Annotated in this window: 26 protein-coding genes and 2 tRNA genes; 18 read left to right on the top strand and 10 right to left on the bottom strand. The window is 55.8% G+C overall.

Translation table 11 applies throughout. The annotated features are described in order from the left end of the window. Positions 1-460: 460 nt before the first annotated feature. The 3 genes from ACLL9E_RS01310 to ACLL9E_RS01300 are packed head-to-tail and all read right to left on the bottom strand — an operon-like array spanning position 461 to position 4,294. Entirely contained in the window at positions 461-850 is a 390-nt protein-coding gene (locus tag ACLL9E_RS01310; protein WP_411289944.1) for a YdbL family protein, read from the bottom strand. Continuing rightward, positions 850-1,089: a YnbE family lipoprotein gene (locus ACLL9E_RS01305; RefSeq protein WP_411289943.1), complete on the bottom strand. Its 240-nt coding sequence runs from the start codon at positions 1,087-1,089 to the stop codon at positions 850-852. Before ACLL9E_RS01305 ends, ACLL9E_RS01310 begins: the two co-directional genes overlap by 1 nt. A gap of 25 nt (positions 1,090-1,114) precedes the next feature. Continuing rightward, a complete protein-coding gene (locus tag ACLL9E_RS01300; protein ID WP_411289942.1) occupies positions 1,115-4,294 on the bottom strand; it encodes a YdbH domain-containing protein in 3,180 nt (1,059 codons plus the stop codon). A 109-nt stretch (positions 4,295-4,403) separates the two neighbouring features. Here ACLL9E_RS01300 and radC point away from each other — a divergent pair, with 109 nt between their 5' ends. After that, positions 4,404-5,099: a RadC family protein gene (radC, locus tag ACLL9E_RS01295; RefSeq protein ID WP_411289941.1), complete on the top strand. Its 696-nt coding sequence runs from the start codon at positions 4,404-4,406 to the stop codon at positions 5,097-5,099. A 47-nt stretch (positions 5,100-5,146) separates the two neighbouring features. Beyond that, positions 5,147-6,400, top strand: coding sequence for a multidrug effflux MFS transporter (locus ACLL9E_RS01290; RefSeq protein ID WP_411289940.1), 1,254 nt, complete (start codon positions 5,147-5,149; stop codon positions 6,398-6,400). Between the two features lie 55 nt (positions 6,401-6,455). Here ACLL9E_RS01290 and ACLL9E_RS01285 read toward each other — a convergent pair whose 3' ends face one another. From ACLL9E_RS01285 to ACLL9E_RS01270, 4 genes are all read right to left on the bottom strand, one after another. After that, on the bottom strand, positions 6,456-8,015 hold the full coding sequence (locus ACLL9E_RS01285) for an amino acid permease (protein ID WP_411289939.1): 1,560 nt from the start codon (positions 8,013-8,015) through the stop codon (positions 6,456-6,458). Between the two features lie 65 nt (positions 8,016-8,080). Continuing rightward, a complete protein-coding gene (locus ACLL9E_RS01280; protein WP_411289938.1) occupies positions 8,081-8,458 on the bottom strand; it encodes a histidine triad nucleotide-binding protein in 378 nt (125 codons plus the stop codon). Positions 8,459-8,460: 2 nt separating this feature from the next. Then, a complete protein-coding gene (locus tag ACLL9E_RS01275; protein WP_411289937.1) occupies positions 8,461-8,787 on the bottom strand; it encodes a phosphoribosyl-ATP diphosphatase in 327 nt (108 codons plus the stop codon). After that, the gene (locus tag ACLL9E_RS01270) at positions 8,787-9,290 is read right to left on the bottom strand and encodes a MarR family winged helix-turn-helix transcriptional regulator (protein WP_411289936.1); all 504 of its coding nucleotides are present in this window, start codon (positions 9,288-9,290) and stop codon (positions 8,787-8,789) included. The genes ACLL9E_RS01275 and ACLL9E_RS01270 overlap by 1 nt, the downstream gene beginning before the upstream one ends. 60 nt (positions 9,291-9,350) lie before the next feature. On the opposite strand from ACLL9E_RS01270, the gene ACLL9E_RS01265 reads away from it, so the two are divergent. The 3 genes from ACLL9E_RS01265 to ACLL9E_RS01255 all read left to right on the top strand — a co-directional run bounded on the left by ACLL9E_RS01265 (position 9,351) and on the right by ACLL9E_RS01255 (position 11,414). Next, positions 9,351-10,439 (top strand): branched-chain amino acid aminotransferase, encoded by a 1,089-nt coding sequence (locus ACLL9E_RS01265; RefSeq protein ID WP_411289935.1) that lies wholly within the window; start codon positions 9,351-9,353, stop codon positions 10,437-10,439. A gap of 62 nt (positions 10,440-10,501) precedes the next feature. Continuing rightward, a tRNA-Gln gene (locus ACLL9E_RS01260) sits at positions 10,502-10,576 on the top strand. Positions 10,577-10,721: 145 nt separating this feature from the next. Then, on the top strand, positions 10,722-11,414 hold the full coding sequence (locus tag ACLL9E_RS01255; RefSeq protein ID WP_411289934.1) for a response regulator transcription factor: 693 nt from the start codon (positions 10,722-10,724) through the stop codon (positions 11,412-11,414). A gap of 81 nt (positions 11,415-11,495) precedes the next feature. Here the strand turns inward: ACLL9E_RS01255 and ACLL9E_RS01250 are convergent, their stop codons facing one another. Next, positions 11,496-12,869 carry a class II 3-deoxy-7-phosphoheptulonate synthase gene (locus ACLL9E_RS01250; protein ID WP_411289933.1) on the bottom strand — a complete coding sequence of 458 codons (1,374 nt, stop codon included), beginning with the start codon at positions 12,867-12,869 and terminating at the stop codon, positions 11,496-11,498. A 412-nt stretch (positions 12,870-13,281) separates the two neighbouring features. Between ACLL9E_RS01250 and petA the strand changes: the two genes are divergently transcribed. The 10 genes from petA to ACLL9E_RS01200 all read left to right on the top strand — a co-directional run bounded on the left by petA (position 13,282) and on the right by ACLL9E_RS01200 (position 21,455). Next, positions 13,282-13,830 (top strand): ubiquinol-cytochrome c reductase iron-sulfur subunit, encoded by a 549-nt coding sequence (petA, locus tag ACLL9E_RS01245; RefSeq protein WP_411289947.1) that lies wholly within the window; start codon positions 13,282-13,284, stop codon positions 13,828-13,830. A 14-nt stretch (positions 13,831-13,844) separates the two neighbouring features. Then, on the top strand, positions 13,845-15,140 hold the full coding sequence (locus ACLL9E_RS01240; RefSeq protein WP_411289932.1) for a cytochrome b: 1,296 nt from the start codon (positions 13,845-13,847) through the stop codon (positions 15,138-15,140). Between the two features lie 18 nt (positions 15,141-15,158). Further along, positions 15,159-16,022, top strand: coding sequence for a cytochrome c1 (locus ACLL9E_RS01235; RefSeq protein WP_411289931.1), 864 nt, complete (start codon positions 15,159-15,161; stop codon positions 16,020-16,022). Positions 16,023-16,141: 119 nt separating this feature from the next. Beyond that, positions 16,142-16,215 (top strand) — tRNA-Gly (locus ACLL9E_RS01230). A 162-nt stretch (positions 16,216-16,377) separates the two neighbouring features. Next, positions 16,378-16,947, top strand: coding sequence for an EF-hand domain-containing protein (locus ACLL9E_RS01225; RefSeq protein ID WP_411289930.1), 570 nt, complete (start codon positions 16,378-16,380; stop codon positions 16,945-16,947). A 129-nt stretch (positions 16,948-17,076) separates the two neighbouring features. Further along, a complete protein-coding gene (locus tag ACLL9E_RS01220; RefSeq protein ID WP_411289929.1) occupies positions 17,077-17,796 on the top strand; it encodes a response regulator in 720 nt (239 codons plus the stop codon). Between the two features lie 56 nt (positions 17,797-17,852). Further along, entirely contained in the window at positions 17,853-19,211 is a 1,359-nt protein-coding gene (locus ACLL9E_RS01215; protein WP_411289928.1) for a sensor histidine kinase, read from the top strand. A gap of 307 nt (positions 19,212-19,518) precedes the next feature. Then, positions 19,519-19,980: a tRNA (cytidine(34)-2'-O)-methyltransferase gene (locus ACLL9E_RS01210; RefSeq protein ID WP_411289927.1), complete on the top strand. Its 462-nt coding sequence runs from the start codon at positions 19,519-19,521 to the stop codon at positions 19,978-19,980. Beyond that, positions 19,977-20,834, top strand: a complete 858-nt coding sequence (hemF, locus tag ACLL9E_RS01205; RefSeq protein ID WP_411289926.1) for an oxygen-dependent coproporphyrinogen oxidase — start codon at positions 19,977-19,979, stop codon at positions 20,832-20,834. Before ACLL9E_RS01210 ends, hemF begins: the two co-directional genes overlap by 4 nt. A 6-nt stretch (positions 20,835-20,840) precedes the next feature. After that, positions 20,841-21,455 carry a GNAT family N-acetyltransferase gene (locus ACLL9E_RS01200; RefSeq protein WP_411289925.1) on the top strand — a complete coding sequence of 205 codons (615 nt, stop codon included), beginning with the start codon at positions 20,841-20,843 and terminating at the stop codon, positions 21,453-21,455. Here the strand turns inward: ACLL9E_RS01200 and ACLL9E_RS01195 are convergent. Further along, entirely contained in the window at positions 21,418-22,161 is a 744-nt protein-coding gene (locus ACLL9E_RS01195) for a hypothetical protein (protein ID WP_411289924.1), read from the bottom strand. The genes ACLL9E_RS01200 and ACLL9E_RS01195 overlap by 38 nt on opposite strands. Before the next feature lie 78 nt (positions 22,162-22,239). Between ACLL9E_RS01195 and lipB the strand changes: the two genes are divergently transcribed. From lipB to ACLL9E_RS01180, 3 genes are read left to right on the top strand one after another with little or no spacing between them, the layout of a single operon-like run. Then, entirely contained in the window at positions 22,240-22,917 is a 678-nt protein-coding gene (lipB, locus tag ACLL9E_RS01190; protein WP_411289923.1) for a lipoyl(octanoyl) transferase LipB, read from the top strand. A 15-nt stretch (positions 22,918-22,932) separates the two neighbouring features. Next, positions 22,933-23,238 (top strand): hypothetical protein, encoded by a 306-nt coding sequence (locus tag ACLL9E_RS01185; RefSeq protein WP_411289922.1) that lies wholly within the window; start codon positions 22,933-22,935, stop codon positions 23,236-23,238. After that, a complete protein-coding gene (locus tag ACLL9E_RS01180; protein WP_411289921.1) occupies positions 23,235-24,527 on the top strand; it encodes an NADH:flavin oxidoreductase/NADH oxidase family protein in 1,293 nt (430 codons plus the stop codon). Before ACLL9E_RS01185 ends, ACLL9E_RS01180 begins: the two co-directional genes overlap by 4 nt. Here the strand turns inward: ACLL9E_RS01180 and fdxA are convergent. Then, entirely contained in the window at positions 24,524-24,862 is a 339-nt protein-coding gene (gene fdxA, locus ACLL9E_RS01175; protein WP_411289920.1) for a ferredoxin FdxA, read from the bottom strand. The two genes, ACLL9E_RS01180 and fdxA, sit on opposite strands and share 4 nt — an antisense overlap. Positions 24,863-24,958 lie beyond the last annotated feature (96 nt).

Raw genomic sequence — 24,958 nt, 5'->3', positions numbered from 1 at the left:
TGCTTCAGCTTTCCGCGCCGCTTTCAGCTGCATGTCTAACGAATCGAGCCGAGCGTCGCTTTTGCTTTTGCCATCCTGCCCGGAATTGTCCGACATCATGTGATTCCATCCTTCAATCAGGGGAAACCGCCACGAAATCGGGGCAACCCCGCCTAGGCATCGGCGCTTTAGGAGAGGCCCAGCATCAAGTCAACAGCGCGCCAGCAAGAATGTTGCATTGCAACAGAAAAGGCCGGGACATCACTGCCCCGGCCCGGTTTGTTGGTTGTTGATATGCGCAAAGCGCGATGTGGCGCTTTGAACACGCATCATAGTCAATCCGGGAACGCTCAAAATCGTCTTCTAAAATCGTCATCCTGAACTTGTTTCAGGATAACAAACCGTCGCGCGTTATCCTGACGCGAGTTCAGGATGACGGATGATAGGAACAAACCATGTTGCGTTACCCGAATAATTGGGATCAAGGACAGCGTGGGTCCAGCTGAGGCGCACCAGCATCGCGCGTCATCCATTGACCCGACGGCGTCTGGTATTTTTCACCTGCGACCGTACGTTCAGCAATCAGGCGGCAACCGCTGCGCAGCGCCATTTCTTCGACAGTTGCGCCGTTTGCGAGCGCCTCTTTCGAGTAAGCAGCCTTGCGTTTGATGTTAATGTCCTCAACCAACGCGCGAATGGCGGGCGACGGCGGTGTCGCAAAGCCAAGATAGCCATCCGATTTTTCACCGACCAGTCCGCTGGCGCGTGCGCTTTGGTAGGCAGGATCGCGTCCTGCCTGAAAGGCCACTGCGCTTGTAGCTGTTGTGCCAAGCAGCAAGGCCGCGATCATCATTTCAACCGAATTTTTCATCAAAATATCTCCGGATTCTCTTCAATCACTTTTTCGGACGCCGCAGCCAGCTTGTACAAAATTTCCTGCCGGATCGCGATGTTGAGGTTGATGACGATTGGCTTGTCGGGCGCAGTTACCTGCACACATCCGCTTAAGACCGACGCCATCAACGGCGTGAACAAGAGTATCAGTTTCCCCATAAGGCGGCGAATCGCATTATCCGTGCGGTTCGTCAATTGAGGCCGGTAGTGCGCCATGTTCGCTTTCCCTTTGCTGAATGGTTCATTCATTGGATGGTTCTTTTTTTGTTTCAACCGCTTGCGGCGTTGTGCCGTCCGATTGTTTTTTCTGCTCCTCGAGCAGATATTGCAGATCACGATCTGCCGCATAATTTGCGTCGTAAAGTCCACGAATCGAGCCGATAAGTTTCAGGAACTCGGCAGTCACGCTGACGTTGAATTTGATCGGGATTCGGGCGAGCTGCCGCGTGATGAAGTTGCGCTTTGCCAGTGTACCTTGCTGCAACCCGGTGAAGCTGATGTCCGTGACTATTTCACCATCGAGATCGCCGCCGACACCAATGGTCAGCGTAGAATAACGGATCGAGCGCAGCGCGTTGAAGGCATAATTGGCAAATACGCCCATATCCTTATAAGCCAGTTCACCAAGATAACTCACCTCGCCCCCGCCCGGTCTGGAGACCAGAGCCCCGCCGACTATTCTGCCGCCGTCCTGGTTGAAGACCATAGGCAAGGTGCCGTCAAACACCCCGGTTACGCGTAGGTTCTGGAAATCATAGCCCGCGAGCAGTTTCTCCGCATCGACGCCAATGACGCGGAAGGTCAGACGCCGTTCTGACTCAACGCCGAAATCAAGTACGGTCGGCTCAAGGATAAGTTCGCCACCGGCAAACGGCCAGCGCCCCGATTCAACCGCCACCTGCCGGTTCGGCAGCAACTTGTAACTGATTTTTCCGTCGAGCGCGGGAATACCCGGGTTGACCGACGCGACGGTCGCAATTTGCCCGGACGCTGTTTCCAGCCCCAACAGGTCGGAAAAGACGATTTCGGTGGTGAGGCCCTCTACCGGACCGAAGGCAGCGGCCAGATTCATGCCCTTTGTGGAGACCCGGCCAGTGCTCCGCACACCTGCTTTGTCCCAATCAATGCGGCCATCACCCGACACGACCCCATCCACATTGGCGGCTACACCCAAAACAAGCGACGTCAGCAAATCGGGTTGAAAGCGATCATTGAAGCGAAGTCCATCGACTGCGAGCAAGGCGCGTCCGCTTGAGTTGCTTAAGTCATGCCGGATATCGACGTCGGACACGCGCGTATTGGTGGTTGGCTCAACCAGATGGCCGATCGCGGAAATGACGTTGTTTTCTAACGTCAGCAGCATATCGGGCACCACCATCGGTTCAAACCGGTCGACCTGAGCGGCATCAAGAACGTTTAGGCGCGCGTTCAGCGTCAATATCTGGTCAAGGTAACGCCATTCCCCAGACGCTTGTTCAAGCAAAAGTGGCACGTTGCCAATCTGACCCGCGCCGCCGGTCAAAGTGCCGTCCGCACCACCCTGATTGATGCTGCCGGCAAGCGTTGTCATGTTCAGCAGTGTGCGTACGTCGGGTTCGCCCAGCTCGACAACGACATCGCGCGCAGCAAAGCCTTCATCAAGGCTGAAGCGGATGTTTGCACTGCGCGCGGCAATTCGCGTACTGCCAAGCGTGCCCATAGCGGCGAAACCCGCGATATTGGTCGCAAATCGCGCGTTGCCGTTCCGCAAAGTGAGCATGGACTGGCCAGCATCTGGACAGAGCCGAAGCGATTGGCCACGTAACGCCAGACTGTAGACGCGCAATGCATCAAAACGTGCATTCTGGCAGCTGTCATATAAGGCAAATGTACCGGCCGTATAGCGACCCGCAATCGGCAAATTCAGCCCGGTGACAAATCCGCCCGGCATTGGCCCTGACAGCTTTGCCTGCCCCTGAAACCGCCAAGCCTGGCCCGGACTGCCATTGAACGCAAGGTTGGACACAGCAAGCCGCGCGCCACCGGCGGCATAAGGCGCGACCACTAGATTGCCTGACCAACTGCGTCCTGACTGCGCGACGGTGAGTGTCGCGGACGGAAGGTTATTGCCCGACAATGCCAGCCCCACCGGCGCATTTAACTGCAAGCCGCCAGAAGCTTGTGTGATCCCGAAACTGCCGATCTGCCGAACCCGAACACCAGATGCGCTGGTGAAGGCCAAAGCACCGATGCTTGCCCCCCGCCGACTTTGGAAATCCTGATAGGCATCGAAATCGAGGCTGGCGGTAAATTGGTCACCCGCATTTTCCAGAACTGGCGCCATCCGCGCAATAATGGGCCCGACGGGCGTGTTCCCGGTCTGCGCAGCAATTGACCCCAGCCCATTTATCGTTCCGCGATCAAACGCGCCGCCGTTCAATGACGCGCTGCCGCGAACCGATAGCGCGATCCGGCCATCGGCCATGCCTGCATAGCCTTTGGCGTTCATCTGCAGCTGGCGGACAGACAAAGGCGCAGAACGTAAATTTCCTTTTTCAAGCATGAGCGCAAAGTTCGTGCGCTTAAGTGAGCCGTCGACCGATAATTTTCCTGCAACGTCTTTCAGTTGCGTTTTAGGAACGTTCACGAACGGCACCGCGACCCCGATATCGCCCGACCAAGCATTGAAGCGTTCCGACAGTTTCAGGTCGGCATTCAACCGCGGCGCGACGAGACCAACACCTGCCCGCATGCAGTTCGCGCGCGATGACGTTATCGGGCCGATCAGACGCGGCTCACGCCATTCCATCAACAGCTTCCCGTCGAAACTCACGTCTGTGGCGTTGCAATCTGCTATCTTTAGGCCGGGCGAACGCAGTGCAAGATTGCCGGAAAACCGGTTGCGCAACAGACCGCTGCCGTTCAATCCAGCGCCGATCACGCCCCATGGCGTATCAATCCGCGCGCGGGCATTTTTGATATCCACGGCAATGTCTGGCCATTTAAATGGCTCGGTCGACGTGGGGTCCCTGAATTTATCCAGCTCCCCAAAAGTGAGCTTGTCATTCACATAGCGCCCGCGCAGCATCACGTCTTTGGCACGGACGTCGCGCAAAGCGGCGCCCGAAAAGTTAAGCGCTACGTCAATTTCGACCAGCTTTGCTGTCAGATCGGGTCGCGTCGGATCGCCAATGACAAGGTCCCGAATCCGCTGCGTTCGAAATCCGATGGTATCGATCTTATAGCTTGCCTTGACGCCCCGTTCGGCAAACGCGTTTTGTACGAACCGATCAGCGATGCTGTTGCGTTGCGTCCATGTAAACGCCAGCAGGACAACGAGCAAAAGCGCAACTGCGCCGAATATGCGCCGCTTCCACCGTGCACCGCTATAGGGTTGCACATCGACATCGCCCGTCGGTGTTTCGTCGGCAGCATCCTGCATGCGCTTCAAATGCGGGAAAGGCCATCATGTTGCAACTCATTCGCGCCAAGCGACTTGCGCCAAATTTAAAAATCACAGAAAAGGGATAAATCACAAAAGGATAGCAGTGATGACAGAAGGCGCGGAAAAGACCGAACATCATGGCGCTGGCCATCGTGCGCGCCTGCGAAAGAGATTATTGGAAAAAAATGGCGACAGCCTGCACGACCATGAGCTTGTCGAATATCTCCTCGCGCTTGCGATACCTCGCCGCGATACAAAGCAGATCGCGAAAGATCTCATCGCGCGATATGGCAGTCTATCGGCGTTGCTCACCGCCGACGCTGCCAGCATCTTGCAGGAAAAATGGATGGGTGAAACGAGCGTCGCCGCCCTGAAAATCGTTCAGGTCGCGGCGCTTCGCCTGTTAAGCGAGCCTGTGCGCGAGTTGCCCATTATATCCTCGTGGCAATCACTGCTTGATTATCTGCGCGCGGATATGGCGCATCTTACTATTGAGCGTGTGCGCACCTTGTATTTGAACAGCAAAAATATGCTGATACGTGATGAGGTTGCGAGCGAAGGTTCGGTGGATCAGGCCGCGATCTACACCCGAGAAGTGATCCGGCGCGCAATGGATCTTGGCGCTGCTGCGATCATATTGGTGCACAACCACCCAAGCGGAGATAGCACCCCAAGCCGGCAGGATATCGCCATGACCAAAGACATTGCCGACGCCGGACGAAAGTTCGGGATAGCTGTGCATGACCACATCATCATTGGCAAAAACGGTTTTACGAGCATGCGCAGCGCTGGGCTGATTTGACGAATTAGCGGGTGGCATAATAGCCCCCACTCCCGCATAGCCGCGATATGCCCTCCCCGACTCCAGCCAAGAAATCCATAGGTCCACGCGAACTCACCGTTATGATGGCGTCGCTTATGGCGCTGAATGCGCTTGCCATCGACGCCATGCTGCCCGCCTTTCCGGCTATGGTGCGCGGCCTTGGCCTTACCGACCCAAACCAGATCCAATATGTCATTTCAACGTTTCTGGCTGGAACCGGCATTGGTGCACTGATCTATGGTCCACTCTCCGACCGCTATGGCCGAAAGCCAATTTTGCTGATTGCTACAATTGGCGCTGCAGTTTTTTCGCTCGCGTGCTCAATTGCGCCTGACTTTCGCGTCATGCTCATTATGCGTTTCTCGCATGGCCTATTGGCGGCGGCGATGGGCGTGCTCGTCGTCTCGGTTATCCGCGACCAGTTTGAAGGCGACGCGATGGCACGGCGCATGTCGACCATATTTCTGATATTCATGATTGTGCCGATTGTCGCGCCGACGATTGGGCAATTGGTCTTGCTGTTTGCAGGCTGGCGCGTAATTTTTGACCTGATGGCGTTGATGGCGGTTGCCGCCGCTATATGGTTGTATCTGCGCCTGCCGGAGACATTAGCGCCCGAAAACGTCATTCCAATTGAGCCGCACGCACTGGCGAAGGCATGGAAGATCGTGGTGCTTAATCGCAACTCGGCGGGTTACATGGTTGGTGCTGGCATCGTTCAGGGTGCGCTGTTCGGCTATCTCAACAGTTCGCAGCAGATGTTCGACAAAGTGTTCGGTGCTGCCGATTTTTTCACCATCGGTTTTGCCATCATTGCCGTCGGCATCGCAGTGTCGAATTTCACCAATTCGCGCATCGTCGAACGCTTTGGCGCGCGCCGCGTGTCGCAAACCGCTTTGCTGACATTCATTGCCCTTGGTGCGTTACAGTTGTTTGCGGCGCGCTTTACGCCCACGTCGTTACCCATTTTTCTGCTACTGCTCACGGCCAATATGGCGATGATCGGATTTATCGGCTCCAATTTCTCGTCGATTGCAATGACGCCCTTTGGCCATGTTGCGGGCGCTGCTTCGTCGTTCCAGACCTTCGTGCGTACGGTTCTCGCCGCATCACTTGGCGCCATCATCGGGCAGCAGTTTGACGGCACCGTGTATCCCGTCGCTTTCGGCTTTCTGGGCTGCGGCATCGTGGCGCTTGGCCTTGTATTATGGTGCGAAAAGGGGAAGCTGTTTACGCGGCCCGGCACCACACAGCCCCTGCCAGTCAACCCGCCCACCTAAGGCAAAGAAAAGGGGCACCGAAGCGCCCCTTATCCTTTTTAGCTTTGCGCGTGCCTTAGTCCACCACGGGACCAGGAAACTCACCCATGTCCGGCGCATCATCCATGCTCTGGTCATGCTGCAGGTTTGAATTGCGCATGCCGTAGACGAAATACAACACTATTGCCGCCGCCAAGAAGTAGATGAAGAATATCAAGACATTGTACGGCACGGTCGTGATCAGATAGAGGCACGACAAGATGCCAAGGATCGGCACCACTGGATACAACGGCACCGAGAAGCCACGTGGCAGGTCAGGCGCCGCACGGCGCAGGTAAATCACCGAGAGGCAAACAATGGCGAATGCGGCCAATGTCCCAACCGACGTCATGTCGCCCAACACGTTAATGTCAAAGAACCCTGCCGCAACGGCAGTAATCGTTCCAACCAAAATCGTGTTGATATAAGGTGTGTGGAACTTTGGATGCACCTTTGAAAATATCTTCGGCAACAGGCCATCGCGGGCCATGGTGTAAAAAATACGTGTTTGCGCATACATCAGCACGAGCACAACTGACGTCAGACCGATAATCGCGCCGACCTTGATGGTCTTTGCAAGCCATGCCCATTGCGCGCCAAAGCTATCAACCACAACGGCTACTGGGTCAGGCACGTTCAATGTGCCGTATGGCACCAGCAGGGTCATGATCGCCGCGACAAGCATATAGATGACGGTGCAGACAATCAGCGAGCCGATGATACCGAACGGCATGTCACGCTTGGGGTCTTTGGCTTCCTGACCAGCGGTCGAAACAGCTTCGAAGCCGATATAGGCAAAGAACACGATCGACGCGGCACGCATGATGCCATCGACGCCAAACTCACCGTCGCCAGTGTTTTCAGGAATAAACGGTGTCCAGTTTTTGGCGACCAGTTCCGGCAAGTTGGTGAGTACAAGATATCCGCCAACCAAAATGAAAGCAGCCAGCACGCTCACCTTAATTGCCACAATGATGTTGTTGACCTTGGCCGATTCAGAAACACCCACCATCAACAACAATGCAAGCGACATACAAATTGCAAAGGCCGGCAAGTTGAATATCGCGGTGACAGCGGTTCCATCGACGATCAGCGGTACCCCGTCACGCATGACAGCGTGGCCGGTGGGTCCGGTAAACTGTGGAGGGATAACAAGCCCGAAATCCGCCAAGAGGCTGACGACATAGCCGCTCCACCCGACAGCCACGACTGATGCCGCCAAACCATATTCGAGGAGCAGAAGCGCGCCCATTATCCAGGCAACAAATTCACCCAATGTGGTGTAGCTATAGGTGTAGGCGGAACCTGACACCGGCAGCGTCGAGGAAAGCTCGGCGTAACATAAACCTGCAAACGCACAGACAATACCTGCAACAACGAACGATAGCATGACGGCAGGTCCAGCGTGCAACGCGGCTGCGCTACCCGTACGGACGAATATACCCGCACCGATGATGCAGCCTACGCCCAATAGCAGAAGGTTCCATTTACCGAGCGAACGCTTCAGTTCGCTATTTGCCGACTCTCTTTGTACTTGCGCGATCGTTTTGCGCGCAAACATGCGCTGCATCACGGATTGCTGTTCAACGGCCATCATAATCTCCCCGATGGATTTCTTATGGCGCGGAACCTAGCCTCAAAATGACTCCGCGCAACTTAATTTCACCGCATAAGCATGGGTCCGAGCGGTTTTCCACCGAAAATATGGACATGGAGGTGCGGAACTTCCTGATGCGAATCCATTCCGATATTCGCAAGCAGCCGATATCCCGGTTCAACCAACCCCAATTCGCGCGAAACATGCCCAACGGCGCGGACAAATCCCGCTATTTCCGCATCGCCGCCCTTGGCACTGAAGTCATCCCAACTGACATAAGCGCCTTTTGGAATGACCAGGACATGGGCCGGCGCCTGCGGGTTGATATCGTGGAAGGCGAGCGCCCATTGATCTTCAAACACTTTGCTGCACGGTATTTCGCCGCGCAGGATCTTGGCGAAAATATTCTGGTCATCATATTCTAAAGTCGGGTCAATTGGCATCTTTATTCCCCATCTTGGTTGCGCGATGCTTTTTCTACCAAGCCAGAGACGCCCTCACGGCGGTCCAGCTCAGCAAGCACGTCATCAAATGGAACGCCGACATCTTTCAGCAAAATCAAAAGATGGAAAATCAGGTCTGCCGCTTCGGCAGTCACGTCGTGCGCATCGCCGGAAAGCGCCGCAATGATGGTCTCAGTGGCTTCTTCACCAACCTTCTGCGCAATTTTGCCGCGTCCTTTGGCAAAAAGCGAAGCAACATAGCTGCTGTCTGGTGCTGCACCTGATCGCTGGGCTATCGTCTGTTCAAGCCGGGGGAGTGTGTCGCGCATCAAATGTCCTTTTGCAAGGCAACGACCATGGCCTTGTCTTCAGCGGGTATCAACCCTTCCAGAACGCGCCAAAAACCCGTCACCGATTCTTGCCCGGCCGCTGCATAGGCCGACGCAAGGCTTTTGCGCAGGGCATCGAACAATTGCGCTTCAAAGAGCATTCCCTCAGGCGTAAGGCGAAGCAGTTTTTGTCGGCGATCGACATTGCCCGTGCGTGTTTCGATCAGGCCTTGATCGCTGAGGTCAGTCAGTACGCGGCCAAGCGACTGTTTGGTGATCGCGAGGATTTTGAGCAGGGCAGTAATTGGCAAATCTGGCTGGCGCGCGATAAAATAGAGCGCTCGGTGGTGCGCGCGGCCAAGGCCATGCTCTGCCAAGCCGTTATCAATTGCGCGGGTGAGCCGCGTATATCCGAAAAACAGAAGTTCGACGCCGCGCCGGACTTCGTTCTCACGAAGAAACAAGGGCGATGCTGTGGGCGGGATAGAAGATGGGACAGCCATATTGACGTATCTTGGCCTAGCCCATAGGACAGTGCAATACCCTAATGAACGAGAACATCGATGACCGCTGGCGCATTTCCTTTTGAGGCGAACCCAAACCCGGTGGCCCCGGCAGAACGCGCGGCGCGGCTTGCCGATCCCGGCTTTGGCCGCGTGTTTACCGACCATATGGTCACGATTCGTTATTCCGACACAAAGGGCTGGTATGATGCAAAAGTCGGGCCGCGGGGGCCATTGACGCTCGATCCCGCAACGGCGGTGCTGCACTATGCGCAAGAAATTTTTGAAGGGCTAAAGGCGTATCGCTTGGCCGATGGCGGTATGGCGCTTTTCCGCCCCGAACAAAATGCCCGCCGCTTCCAACGTTCGGCAAAGCGTCTTGCCATGCCCGAGCTGCCCGAGGAGATGTTTTTGCAGGCTTGCAACCAGCTGGTCGATGTAGACAGGGACTGGTTTCCGTCCGTCGACGGTGGCTCCATTTATCTGCGGCCCTTCATGATCGCGAGTGAAGTATTCTTGGGCGTCAAGCCGTCCGCTGAGTATCTGTTCATGGTCATCGCTTCCGCAGCAGGCAATTATTTCAAGAGCGGTGCCCCCGCCATCTCGATTTGGGTTTCCGAACATTATACCCGAGCAGCTCCGGGCGGAACCGGCGCGGCAAAATGCGGTGGCAATTATGCCGCCAGCCTTGTTGCCCAATCCGAAGCCATCCGTCAGGGATGCGACCAGGTCGTGTTTTTGGATGCCGCCGAACGCCGCTGGGTCGAGGAGCTTGGCGGCATGAACCTGTTTTTCCTGTTTGACGATGGGTCGATCATCACGCCGCCAGCGGACGGCACAATATTAGAGGGCATCACGCGCGATTCCGTCCTGACACTTGCACGCGAACAAGGATTGAATGTGCGCGAGGAACGTTATGCAATCGACCAGTGGCGCGCCGACGCAGAATCGGGCCGACTGGTCGAAGCCTTTGCTTGCGGCACGGCTGCAGTCATCACCGCGGTCGGAACGGTACAGTCGGCGGCGGGCAGTTTCACGATCGGCGCAGGCGGTGCAGGGCAGATGACTCAGCAACTCCGCGCAAAGCTTGTGGATATCCAACGCGGTGTTGCCGAAGACAACCATAACTGGGTGCAACGTGTCGATTAAGCAGTTGCGCGAAACGATTCCCGCGATATAAGCCGCCCGCAATGGCCAGATTACTGGCTTGCTGGGGCGTCGCCAAGCGGTAAGGCAGCGGCTTTTGATGCCGCCATTCGCAGGTTCGATCCCTGCCGCCCCAGCCATTTTTAAACACAAATTGCTTGCCTTATTTCCGGAAATGTTGTAAACGATTGTAAATGTTTGGGCTCTTGTCTGGTAACCGGACAAATATTGGCCTAATACAGCGCATTGCCGTACAATCGGCCGGTTGCTGAGGGGCGGACCATAATGCGGGTAGGTATTGCCGACGGCGAGTCGGAGGTGGTTGCGCATCTTAAGCTCATTGTGCAAGATCTAGGGCATGAAGCCGTTGGGTTTGTTGAGAGCAGCGCGTTAACGCAGGCGCTTTCGAAAAAAACTACCTTTGACCTTGTCATTCTTGACTGGAATATTCCCGGAAGTGACGGCTACTCCATTTTGCAATGGATGGAAACCAACCTGCCCAAGCGCCCGCCTGTGATCATGATGGCAAGCCGGTCTGCCAAGCGCGACATAACTGACGCATTGAACGCCGGCGCGGATGATTACATCACAAAACCCGAAGACCGGTCCATCATTGCCGCGCGCGTGTCGGCATTGTTACGCGGTTCGTCCGCAACCGGCGCCTTTGATACTGAAGTCACATACGGCAAATACACCATGAACAGGCTTGAACAGAGCGTAACGTTACACGGCAAGACTGCTTTCCTTACTGCAAAGGAATTTGAGCTGGCCGAAATGTTTTTTAAAAATGCCGACCGGACATTGGCGCGCAATTTTATCATGGAAACCATCTGGCGGACGACGGCAACGCTTGCAACGCGCACGCTGGATATGCACATTTCGCGCGTACGGGCGAAGCTTGATTTGCGGCCTGAGAACGGTTTTCGCATTTTTACGGTATTCGGGTACGGTTACCGCCTTGAAACTATCCCGCTTTAGGCTGTCCAAGCCAACCGGACCGGTCCAGCAAATTCGGGTCGCCCGCACCGTCAGCGCGGGCAAGCTGTCAACACTGCATAATCAAGCCGCTTTTTTTGCGCGCTCGTGCATTTCCTGATTAAGCATTTCTGCAAGCAAAAATGCGAGCTCAAGCGACTGCGCAGCGTTCAGCCGCGGGTCGCAATGGGTATGATACCGGTCTGCCAGTCCCTCGTCGGTCACGGCAACTGCACCGCCAGTACATTCGGTCACGTTCTGGCCAGTCATCTCGATATGAATCCCGCCGCCAAAGCTGCCTTCAGCGCGATGCACGGCGAAGAACCCGCGCACTTCTGCCAAAATGCGTTCGAACGGCCGCGTTTTGTAGCCGCTTGCGGATTTGATGACATTACCATGCATCGGGTCGCACGACCAGATAACCGGATGCCCTTCGCGTTGCACCGCACGCACCAATATGGGCAGGCCGCTTTCAACCTTGTCATAACCATAACGTGAAATCAGCGTAATCCGCCCTGCCTCGCGCGCGGGGTTCAATGTGTCGAGCATGCGCAGCAACGCATCGGGTTCAAGGCTTGGACCACATTTAATGCCGATGGGGTTGCCGATACCGCGCAGGAATTCCACATGCGCCGAGCCTTCAAAACGCGTTCTGTCTCCAATCCACAGAAAATGCGCCGACGTATCGTACCAGCCGCCAGTCAGACTGTCCTGACGAGTCATTGCCTGCTCATAAGGCAGCAACAAGGCTTCATGGCTGGTGTAGAAGCTCGTACCCTTAATCTGTGGTACGGTTTCAGGCGTAATGCCGCACGCTTCCATAAAGGCCAGTGCTTCGCTTATGCGATCTGCGGTTTCCTTATATTTTTGTGCCCACGGTGAACGGCCCATATAATCATGCGTCCAGGCGTTGACCTGCTGAAGATTTGCATAACCACCGCTGGAAAAGGCACGCAAAAGGTTCAACGTCGACGCCGCTTGGCTGTACGCGCGGACCATACGTGCTGGATCGGGCTCACGCCCTTCGGCTACAAATTCGATATCGTTGATAATGTCACCGAAATAGCTGGGCAGTTCGACCCCGTTAATTGTTTCGGTCGGCGTGGAACGTGGCTTGGCAAACTGGCCGGCCATCCGTCCGAGCTTCACCACAGGCAACTTGCCCGCAAAGGTCAGCACAACGGCCATTTGCAGGATGACGCGAAATGTATCGCGAATATTATTCGGATGAAACTCGGCAAAGCTTTCGGCGCAGTCACCGCCCTGAAGCAGAAACGCTTTTCCTTCGGCGACTTTTGCAAGATCGGTTGTGAGGTTACGCGCTTCACCAGCAAAAACGAGCGGCGGATAATTGCGCAGCGTTGCCTCGGTCGCGGCCAAAGCGGCTGCGTCCTTGTATACGGGCATTTGGATGCCCGTTGCGTCTCTCCAACTTTCCGGCGTCCAAACCGTCGCCATCGATGTCTACTCCAATAATAATCGTTTAAAATTTGCGCCCTTTACGCTTAATATGTTGCGACAAGCAAGCATTAGAGCCCAATTCGAGCTAGTTTCGCTAAATGCAACCATGCATACGTCGTTTGGTACGCTGGCGACCAAATTCCCTGTTGGCAAATAGCGTTAAAGGCGTCTATCAGGCCGCTGAATCGCCCCTGTTATAAGCCGAATTGTTTGACTTATGCGGGAGTGACGGGATTTCGACGGTATTGCGCGGTCCATTTCCGCGACGCAAAAAGGGCAAATTATGTCTACAGTCAAAAAGCCAGATGGCACGGGAAAAAAACCTGTAAAGGCCCCAGCGGACCCGGTTGCGGCGGCATTGAACGCCGATGGCGCGACTTTGGATGGCATTCCCATTGAGGAATTACGCGTGAAACGTGATGGCAGTGGTGAAGGTCAGGGCGTGCGTCGCCGCGATTTCATTCATATTGCCACCGTCAGCTTTGCCGGTGTCGGTGCTGCGGCGGTCGCGGTTCCGCTCGTTTCGCAGATGAGTGCAAGTGCCGACGTCCTCGCGCTTGCATCAATCGAAGTTGATGTAGCTGCAATCCAGCCTGGCCAGGCCATCAAAACAAGCTGGCGCAAGCAGCCTATCTTTATTCGCAACCTGACGCCTGTCGAGATTGACGAAGCTAACAAGGTTGATGTGGGTTCGCTCCGCGATCCACAAACGCTGGCCGAGCGGACCAAGCCCGGTAAAGAAAATTGGCTGATCACCCTTGGCGTCTGCACCCATTTGGGTTGCGTGCCGTTAGGTGCAGCAGCGGGCGAGGTAAAAGGCGAGTATGGCGGCTATTTCTGCCCTTGCCATGGCTCGCATTATGACACCGCTGCACGCGTCCGGAAGGGTCCAGCTCCGCTGAACCTCGTTGTTCCGGAATTTGCATTTCTTTCTGACACAGTCGTTAAAATCGGTTGAGGAGCTAAAACGCTATGAGCTTCCCTTGGGCACAAGAATATAAGCCGCAGGGCACGGTTGGTAAGTGGGTCGATGAACGCCTGCCACTGCCGCGTCTGGTGTTTAACGCCGTCGGCGCCGGTTATCCGGTCCCCCGTAACCTCAATTATTTCTGGAACTTTGGCGTTCTTGCGGGTGTCGCACTCGTTATTCAGATCGTCACCGGCATTGTTTTGGCGATGCATTATTACGCAAGCGTCGATGGCGCGTTCAACAGCGTCGAGCACATCATGCGCGACGTGAACGCTGGTTGGTTCTTGCGTTATGCGCACATGAACGGCGCAAGTTTCTTCTTCATCGTGGTATATACGCACATCTTCCGCGGACTTTTCTACGGCTCTTATAAAGCGCCGCGTGAAATGATCTGGTTGCTGGGTGTAACCATCTTCCTGTTGATGATGGCGACTGCCTTCATGGGCTATGTCCTGCCATGGGGCCAAATGAGCTTCTGGGGTGCGCAGGTTATCACCGGCTTCTTCTCCGCCATTCCGTTGGTGGGGGAACCATTGCGTCAATGGCTTCTCGGCGGCTTTGCGCCAGATCAAGCTGCGCTGAATCGTTTCTTCTCGTTGCATTACCTGATGCCGTTCGTCATTGCCGGTGTCATCATCATGCACGTATGGGCGTTGCATATTCCCGGTTCGTCGAACCCCACTGGCGTCAGCGTAAAGGGCGAGCAGGACACTGTCCCATTCCACCCATATTACACCGCGAAGGACGGCTTCGGTCTTGGAATATTCCTTATCCTGTTTGTGGCCGTCACGTTCTTTGTACCCAACATGCTTGGACACCCCGACAACTACATCCCGGCTAACCCGCTCTCAACGCCAGCGCACATTGTGCCTGAATGGTATTTCCTGCCATTCTACGCGATTTTGAAGGCGTTCACCGTCGACTTCGGCATTCCCTTCACTGGCATTACCATTATTCCAGCGAAGCTTATGGGCGTGCTGGCAATGTTTGGTTCGATCCTGCTGTTGTTTTTCCTGCCATGGTTGGACACATCACCAGTGCGTTCAGGACACTATCGTCCGCTGTTCCGCAAATTCTTCTGGTTTGGCCTTATCCCAAGCCTGGTCATATTGACCTATTGCGGCGGTAAGCCTCCATATACGCAGTGGGTCGTACTCAGCCAACTTGCAGGCGCATATTATTTCGCCCACTTCTTGATCATCTTGCCGATTGTCTCGCGCATTGAACGGCCGCTTCCGCTGCCAAATTCAATTACCGAAGCCGTCACTGGCAAACCGCTTCAGCTTGCGACTGCGTAAAACAGGGAAAGCATAATCATGGTTCGTTTAATTGCTTTTTTGGTAGGCCTGTTTTTCAGTGGCATGCTGCTGCTTGGTCTTGGGGACACCGTCGTTTCGGCGATCAAGGAACCCGCGCTACCGACGGCTGAGCATGAGTTCCACGAAGAGGCTTTAGCGGTCAACTTCGCGCATGACGGTCCCATGGGCAAATTTGACCGTGGTCAGTTGCAGCGTGGATTGAAGGTCTATTCCGAAGTCTGCTCAGCTTGCCACAGCCTGAAACTGGTTTCTTTCCGTGATTTTGCCGCTTTGGGCTACAACGAAGACCAAGTGAAAGCGCTGGCCAAGGCATGGAAGACCGAAGTGCCAAGCATCAACCCTGAAACGGGTGAGCCAGCCACACGTCCAGCCATTCCTGCAGACAAAATTCCTTCGCCATTTGCGAACGAGACCGCCGCACGTGCAGCCAACAACAATGCGCTTCCGCCGGATCTGTCCTTGATCACCAAGGCGCGCGAAGGTGGCCCGGCTTATGTATACTCTTTGCTCCTCGGTTACCGTGAGCAAGTTGGCTACAAGAACGAAGAAGGCAAAGAGCTGCTTAAGGAGTTTCCTGATGCCGCAACGCCTCCTGGCCTGAACTTCAACCCGTGGTTTGCAAACCTCAACATCGCCATGGCCGCGCCAATTGCGGTCGACGATCAGGTTACCTATGACGATGGTACCAAAGCAACGAAGGAGCAGATGGCTAAGGACGTTGCGGCGTTCCTGACGTGGACCGCCGAGCCCAAGATGGAAAACCGCAAGAGCGCTGGATTTGCGGCGCTTGGCTTCCTTCTCATCTTTACCGTGCTGGCATGGATGTCCTACAAGACAATCTGGGCAGAGAAAAAGCACTGATAATCCAACCAAGCATTTGATTGGGCCGCTTTTGCGGCCCTTTCTTTTGCAATGAGGGCGTTGACGCTTGCGCCAGATAATGGCAATAGCGGCGCTCTTGACGGGCCCTATGGCCCATCGCGGGTATAGCATAGTGGTAATGCACTAGCCTTCCAAGCTAGCTAGAGGGGTTCGATTCCCCTTACCCGCTCCAACTTCTCTTCCGACCTTCATTGCATGTCACTCGTGCGGCTACAGCCTCAGGAATTGATACATTTTGCTACAAAGCAGCCTTTGCTTCGACATATGGTTGCGACATATATTGTCTATTCCCTGTCACATGCCGTCATGCCGACGACAATAAGGAGCGATGATCATGAAGACATTTTCAATATATGCTGGCCTGATGGCCTTATCCGTGACTGCGGCAGCAGCAGTATATGCCGCTCCTGGCGCAAAGGCTGACCAGGACGGCAATCGCGTTGTTACCAAGGCCGAGGCCATGGCGGCAGGCGATGCCCGCTTTGCCAGGATGGACGCCAATCAGGATGGCATGTTAAACGCCGCCGACAAAAGCGCCATGATGGTTAAGCGCTTTACCGAGATGGACGCCGACAATAATGGGTCAGTCAGCCAGGCCGAATTCATGGCCATGCAAGAGGCGCGTGCAGGCAACCGTGAGGGCCGCCGCGCCGCGCGGATGGAACGCGGCAAGATGGCCGGTCAAGGCGGCCGTCGCGGCGGGAGAGCCATGGGGATGATGGCGCGTGCGGATGTCAATGGCGACAAGGCTGTATCGCAGTCGGAATTCCGCGCCGCGATGGAAGCCCGGTTTACCAAGGCTGATGCCAACAAGGATGGCAGCATCACGGCCGAGGAGCGTCAGGCCGTACGTAAAGGCAGATGGGGCGGTCGTAATGCGCCTGCGCAACCCGACGCCGGATAAAGAGCTTTGCTGGCGCGGTCTTCCTTCCCTTTTGGGCCGTGTCATTCTTGACCGGAGGAGTTTTCCCTTTCCTTCTCCTCCGGTTTTTTTCCTGCGCCACATCGGCAAAATGCCTTAAGCTGAAACGACATGAACAAATCCCGCGCCCATCTTTTGCTTGTCGATGATGAAGCGTCGATTCGTGAGCCGCTGGGAAAATATCTTGAACGGCAGGGTTTCAGGGTAACCGACGCTGCAAATGCATCGACCGCGCGCTCGGCTTTGCTGTCTTATGATATTGATCTCGTCCTGCTCGACATCATGATGCCCGACGAAGACGGGCTAAGCTTGTGCAAACATATTTCCGCGCATGATGGCCCGCCGGTCATCCTGCTGACGGCCAAGTCGGAAGAAACCGACCGCATCATCGGTCTGGAGATTGGCGCTGATGACTATGTCGTCAAACCGTTCTCGCCGCGTGAACTTGTGGCCCGAATCAAGGTCGTCTTGCGCCGGATCAATTCCGGCGCGCCTAAGCCTGACCGCAACAACACCAGCTTCAACTTTGACGGCTGGACGCTGAATACGACGGAACAATCGCTCCATGACCCGGAGGGCGTGCTTGTGCCGCTGTCCACTGGCGAATTTCGGATGCTCGAGGCGCTGATTATCCGCGCCGGCCAGGTGCTAAGCCGCGATCAACTGCTTGACTTGACGCGTGGACGCGAAGGTGGCCCTTTTGACCGCGCCATCGATAACCAGGTCAGCCGCCTGCGCCGCAAAATTGAACGTGATCCAAAAGACCCAAGCCACATCAAAACCATCTGGGGCGGCGGCTACCGATTTTCCACCACTGTCACGCGTTTGTGATGGCGGGACGAACGTTCCGCCTCTGGCCCCGCAGCCTGTATGGGCAAATCCTGCTCGTGGCAGCGTCGGCGTTGCTTATCGCGCAATCGGTAAATGCGGCATTGTTGCTGTCGGGCGTGCGGACACGCGCGATTGCCGAAACCTCGGTCTTGGTCGTGAGCCGCGTTGCCAACCAGCTTGAACGGCAGGGGGCCAATGCTTTTGACACCGGAAATGGCGTACGCAGGGGCATGCGGGAACGGTTTAGATCCGGTCGCCGCGCTGGAGCTGTTGCGATAAGCCTGACCCCCTCACCCGTCGAAATATTGCGCGCTGATTATCAAAGCGAAATGTCCGAACGGGCGCAGGAGTTTTTACGGCAAGGCGACATTGAGCTATCAAATATTCGCATATCCACGGTGGCAATCGCGGCGTTGCCGTTTGAATTGCGCGCGCCGCAAATGCGGCGGTGGCAGTCCATCCGATTTCGCCAAGCTGGCCGGGAAACCCCGAGCAGGGCGGTATTGTTCACCGCGCGTTTGCCGAATGGACAGTGGATTAATGCAGCAGCGCTGGTTCGTCCCAACGAAAACGCATCGATATTTGCGTTGCTGCTGCAAACAATCACCTTGTTCGCCGCCGTTATGATACCGCTGGCGTTGGTGGCGCGGCGAATCGCGCGCCCACTTGAGGACCTGACCAAACGCGTGCGGCGGGTAGGCCTTGCAGGCGAGCCCGAACCCATGGAACGCGCAGGGCCGGATGATATACAGCAATTGATCGTGGCGTTTAACGCCATGCAGGCGCGTGTCGCCAACCTGCTTGGCGAAAAAGATGTCATGCTTGGCGCAATTGGGCATGATCTCAAAACGCCGCTGGCCGCACTGCGCGTTCGGATCGAATCGGTTGATGACGACGAAGAGCGCGAAAAAATGGCATCGACCATCGATGAAATGGTCACGATATTGGATGATATATTGACGCTCGCGCGGTTGGGAAAATCCGGCGAACCGCTGCAATCCGTGGATATAGGTGCGATGGTCGAATCGGTCGCGAGTGATTTTGCCGCTGCCGAGGTTAATTTGCCTGATCAGCGTGTGGTGGCGCATATCCGGCCGGTGCTCATTCGGCGCGCGCTTCGTAATCTCATCAACAACGCCATCACTTATGGGGCCCATGCCGCATTGGCGATCCGTGCAGAAAATGGCATGATCTTTGTCGACATTGACGATGATGGACCCGGCATTGACATGACTTTGGCCGAAAACATGTTCGAGCCTTTTATGCGCGCCGAACGCTCGCGCAGCCGGTCGACGGGAGGTTCCGGCCTTGGACTGACTATCTCGCGCGCCATTGCCCGCGCGCACAATGGCGATGTCCGCTTGGAAAACCGGACTACTGGCGGATTGCGGGCGACCATTTCGTTTCAGGTGTAAGGGGGAAATCGGCTTCCGGTGCCATGTGGGTGGGAATGCATCCGGAAGCCGATTCTTCAAGCGTCGCTTAAGTAAGCCATGCCTTGCCGACTGCACGAGTATATGATTTCCGACGGACCTGCATCGCAACTATGTTGAATGAAACCATGACCTCGCGGTCTGATTGATATTACGGCCCCCACGCGCAGAGTTTAATTGTTTTGCTGATTTTTTCTGATCGGCCTGCTTGAAGAAGCCACGCGCGCGGTTGCCAATGTCACCCGATGCGCGCTAACCGACACAGATTGGCGTCCAAGGAGAATGAAGCATGCGCATTGCGCTTTATCAGCCAGACATTGCGGGAAATGTCGGGGCGGTGTTGCGCACCTCCGCATGTTTTGGAGTGATATGCGACATCATTGAACCGTGCGGCTTTGCCTTTTCGGAACGCGCATTGAAACGTGCGGGCATGGACTATGTGGCCCATGCGCAAATTCAGCGGCATGTGGACTGGACCGCATTTTTGGAAACGCTGGGGGGCGCCCGGCTCGTGCTGATGTCAAGCAAGGCGTCCACCCCGTTACCCGCGTTTCAATTTCTGCCCGATGACGTCATACTGATGGGGTCTGAAAGCAGTGGTGCACCCCCAGAGGTCCATGCCCGCGCCGATGCCCGTGTCTATATTCCGATGGCTGCAGGATTTCGGTCCTTGAACATTTCGGTCTCGGCTGGCATCGCTTTGGCAGAAGGTCTGCGACAGACCCAACAATTTCCGGGAGGGAAAATATGACCTTAGTGCTTGATGACCGCCAACAAGCTGCGCGTAGCTGGTTTGAATCGCTTCGCGACAACATCTGCGCGGCGTTTGAGGCGATTGAGCGCGAAGCAGGTTCGGACGCGTCGTTTGAATATACGCCATGGGAACGCAACGATCATGACGGCTCCCCCGGCGGCGGCGGTGTGCGCGGCGTGATGAAGGGCAAGATTTTCGAAAAGGTCGGTGTGAATGTCTCCACAGTTGGTGGCAGCTTCAACCCCGAATTTGCAAAGACGATCCACGGCGCGGCCGAGGATCCCAATTTCTTTGCAACGGGAATCAGCCTCGTCGCTCATATGGCGAACCCGCACGTGCCGGCGGTGCATATGAATACGCGTTATCTGGTCACGACAAAAAGCTGGTTTGGCGGCGGCGCTGACCTGAACCCACCGATTCCCTACGAAGAAGACACCGCGGACTTTCACGCCCGGTTACGCGCCGCATGTGCGCCTTATGGTCCTGATGTCTATGAACGCTATCGCAAATGGGCAGAGGATTATTTCTGGATCCCCCACCGCAACGTGCATCGCGGCGTCGGCGGTATTTTTTATGACCATCTCGAAAACACCAGCGATGCGTTGTTTCAGCAAAACTTCGCATTGACCCGTGATGTGGGTGAGGCTTTTCTCGACGTTTTTCCAAAGCTTGTCCGCCGCCGGATGAACCAGCCCTTCACGGCAGAAGAAAAGCAGGCTCAATTGCGCTGGCGCGGGCTGTATGTAGAATTCAACCTCGTGTACGACCGCGGCACGACCTTTGGCCTAAAGACGGGCGGCAATGTCGATGCGATCCTGATGAGCCTTCCACCCGAAGTTGCGTGGGACTAATCCTGCATGGCGTTTAGCCCGATCGCCAATGGAGCGCTTGGCGCGATTGTTACATCATTGGAGATGACAAAACGGCCAGCGCTGCGTGCGTTGCCGCCGTCCGAGCTTCGGCTCGAGCGCTGGCCTGCACCAACTGCTGACAGCTATCGCACGCTGTACCGCCGTGTTGGCGAGCATTGGTTGTGGTTTTCGCGACTTGAGTTGAGCGATAGCGACCTGCTGCAGATCATCCACGACGCCAAGATACGTATCTGGGCGGTGCTTGACCGGCGCGGAATTGAGGTTGGCATATTGGAACTCGACTTCCGGCAGGCCGGACAATGCGAAATCGCCTTTTTCGGCCTTGTGCCCGAGCTTGCTGGCAAGGGGCATGGCAAATGGCTGATGGCCATGGCGTTGCAACTCGGGTGGGGAGAGCCTGGCGTTGAACGGATGTGGGTACATACCTGCACGCTGGATGGCCCTCATGCGCTCGCATTCTACCAGAAATCCGGATTCACCGCCTATCAAAGACAGTTGGAGACATTCCCGGATCCACGCATCACTGGCCTCATCCCGCGCAGTGCAGCGCCACAAATCCCGATTATTGAGGAACGGTTTGCGCCGAAAGCTGCCGGTTAATCGCGACCAGCATCAACACATACGCCACCGCCTCCCCCGCGACAAAAAGCGCGGTGATGGCTGATTGGACAATGGGAATGCCGTCTGCGCCAGCAATTGCCTGACAGATCGCTTCGACTACGCCACCGGCAATTCCCGCCAACAGGCGCATCACCACCGTGACAAACAGCATCAAAATCAGAACCGCCCAACCACATTTGCTGGTGACTTGCCAAGCCCGCCGGATGGCCCCGGAGGTGCCGCCGCCATTTTCCTGCGCGATGATGGCTGGCATGACTGCAAAGCGCCCCGCCAGATAAAGGCCCGGTATGAAAAACAGGAACAAACCGGCCAATACCGACCAACCAATGATGATACTTGCCAAGAGATAGGGCACAAAAATAATCCCGGCGATCGCAAAGACATCCCCGACCTTTGCCAAGACACGGCCCGACAGCAGAACATAGAGCGAAAGACTGCCGTATAAGGCCACCAGCATCGTTGGCAGCAAAATCGGCCAGAATGCTTGAAAATAGCCGCTGAGCGTAGCCATTACCTTGTCTGCGCTACCGAGCGTATCCACCATGAACGACGGCACAAAAAATGCCGATATCCACGCCGGCATGAAGATGAAAAAGCCAGCGATGGCGACCATTGCCTCTTTATGCGCTGCAAACAACGCCCGCGCATCAGCCCAGACGGCCCGATAATCCAGCTTCTTTGGCATAACATCTCCCTGCAACTGTGGCGCGTAGAGCCAGACATATGCGGTGGCAAGCCGCTTGCGCCATGCTAAGGGGCCTCCATGACGATTTCGGACAACATTGACTGGGACATCTCCGAAGGGCTGACGCCTTATCCAGAAGCCATAAAGCGCATGGAAGCATTGCAGGTCGCCATTCGCGATGAAGACGCACGCGAGCTTGTGTGGTTGCTTGAACATCCGCCATTATACACGAGCGGGACCAGCGCTGACCCTGCCGAGCTACTTAGCCAGCAATTTCCGGTTTATGATACCGGACGCGGTGGTCGTTACACATATCATGGTCCCGGGCAACGCGTCGGCTATGTCATGTTGGACCTTGCGCGCCACAACAAGGATGTACGCTGCTATGTGCACGCACTCGAAAATTGGGTGATCGACGCGCTTTCGCGCTTTGACCTTAAAGCGCGGCGCGCCGATGGCCGGGTCGGCATTTGGTGCGACACGCGCGATGGACAAGAGGCAAAAATCGCCGCGATCGGCGTGCGGATCCGTAAATGGGTCACCATGCACGGCTTTGCCATTAATGTGTCCCCAGACCTCAGCCATTTCGGTGGCATCGTGCCATGCGGGATATCCGAATATCCCGTCACCAGCCTTGCTGATCTGGGTATCCACGCTTCGCTCGCAGATGTCGACATTGCTCTGCGCGAGACATTCCCGCGCGTTCTCAAGTGCCTTGCGAAAACTGGCGGAGATTGTAGGGTCGCGGCCGAATAGACCAGTGAGGATATCATGCGCCTTTCCATTTTCATGCCAGTCATGGCTGTATCGCTCCTTGTGTCCGCTTGTGGCAGTTCCAAAGAAGATAACCAGGTTACTGAAACACGCATGGACGATCTGGACAGTCTGGAAGGTACGATCAGCGACGATATGATCAACACTGACCAATCAACGGATGAGCCACCGCTCGAAGCTGCTCCTGCGGGAACAGAGCCAGCCAAGGCGCCTGCGCAGGATAAAGCAACCACGGGATCGGAACCGACAGAGAAATCGGCAGCAAGCAGCACGACAACCGCCACGACCAGCGAAACCCAGTGAGGTTAAACAGCACGCTGAAACTGCCTTGCGGGGCCGTGCTCAATAATCGCATCGCAAAAGCGGCGATGACCGAAGGGCTTGCCGATCCACAAGGTCGCCCGACGGCTGAGCTTCAGCGGCTATACGGCATTTGGTCAGACGGTGGTGCCGGTCTTCACATTTCGGGCAATATCCAAATCGATGCCGGTCATCTTGAGCGGCCGGGTAATGTGTTTTTCGGCGATCAACCCGATTCCGAGATGATGGACGCGCTTCTGGCTTGGACAAAAGCCGCGACCCGTCACGGCAATCATTTCTGGGCGCAGATCAGCCACGCCGGACGGCAGACAATGCGTGCGGTCAACCCGCATCCCAAGGCGCCGTCCGCGGTTAAGCTTGGCCTGCCGGGGGGACAATTCGGAACGCCGGTTGCATTGACCGAGGACGAAATCCTCAATCTTATAAGCCGCTTTGGACAGGCCTCGCTACATTGCAAAAATGGCGGCTTTACCGGCGTTCAGATCCATGCCGCCCATGGCTACCTGATCTCGCAATTCTTGAGCCCCCGGTCGAACGAGCGCACCGACCGTTGGGGCGGAAGCCTTGTTAATCGCGCACGCTTTTTGATGTTCACCATCAACACGGTCCGCACATTGGTCGGGCCGCACTTCCCCATTTCGGTTAAACTGAACAGCGCTGACTTTCAACGCGGCGGCTTCGCCTTTGAAGACAGCCTTCAGGTCGCGCGTTGGTTGCAGGATGCCGGCGTTGACCTCATCGAGATTTCAGGTGGCACTTATGAGCAACCAAAATTGCTGGGCATTGAAGGCATGGAAGCCGAGGACGCGCAAAATGTTGCGGCCACGACTCTCGCGCGCGAGGCTTATTTCGTCGATTTCGCCCAAGCGATGAAAAGCGAATTGAAAATACCGATGATGGTGACCGGCGGTTTCCGCACTGCTTCGGCTATGGAGCAGGCGTTACGCAACGGGGCTGCCGATGTGATTGGCCTTGCACGCCCCTTGTGCGTGATGCCCGAAGCGCCGAAACGCTTGCTGGGTGGCATGGCGATGCTGCCAAGGACAGAGAACCAGTTAAAATTGTTGCCCGAATGGCTTTCCGGCTTGCGGAAAATAAAAACGGTGCGCGGGATTGAAGGCTTTGCCACGCAATATTGGTTTTACAGTCAGATTTACGCACTGGGGCGTACAGGACGGGCACAGCCGAACATGACGGTGTTTGCCGCGCTCCGCGAAGTCGAAAGTTATCAAAAAGGCTGGTTAAAGGCGCACCGCGCCGCGAAGGGTTAGTCGCCCTCGCCGGGATCAGCGCTGAAATATTTGTCGAACTTGCCTTCTTCGCCCTTATGCTCGTCGGCATCGGCAGGTGGTTCGCGGCTGGACGTGATGTTTGGCCATTCGGCACTGTAGGTCGCGTTCAATTCAAGCCATTGCTCAAGACCATTTTCGGTATCTGGTAGAATCGCTTCTGCCGGGCATTCCGGCTCGCACACACCGCAATCGATACATTCGCTCGGGTTGATGACGAGCATGTTGTCGCCTTCGTAGAAGCAATCCACCGGACATACTTCGACGCAGTCCATATATTTGCAGCGGATGCAGGCATCGGTAACAACATAGGTCACTTGCGGAATTCTCCCAAACGCGGCGGCCCATTAGCCGCTTCACATCGTCTGCCTATTGCGAGGCGCAGGGGGAAGTCAACGGCGGATTGCAAAGAA

Origin of the sequence: Sphingorhabdus sp., from assembly GCF_046596595.1 — a bacterium.
Lineage (GTDB): Bacteria > Pseudomonadota > Alphaproteobacteria > Sphingomonadales > Sphingomonadaceae > Sphingorhabdus_B.
This window is presented reverse-complemented; position numbering and strand designations above follow the sequence as displayed.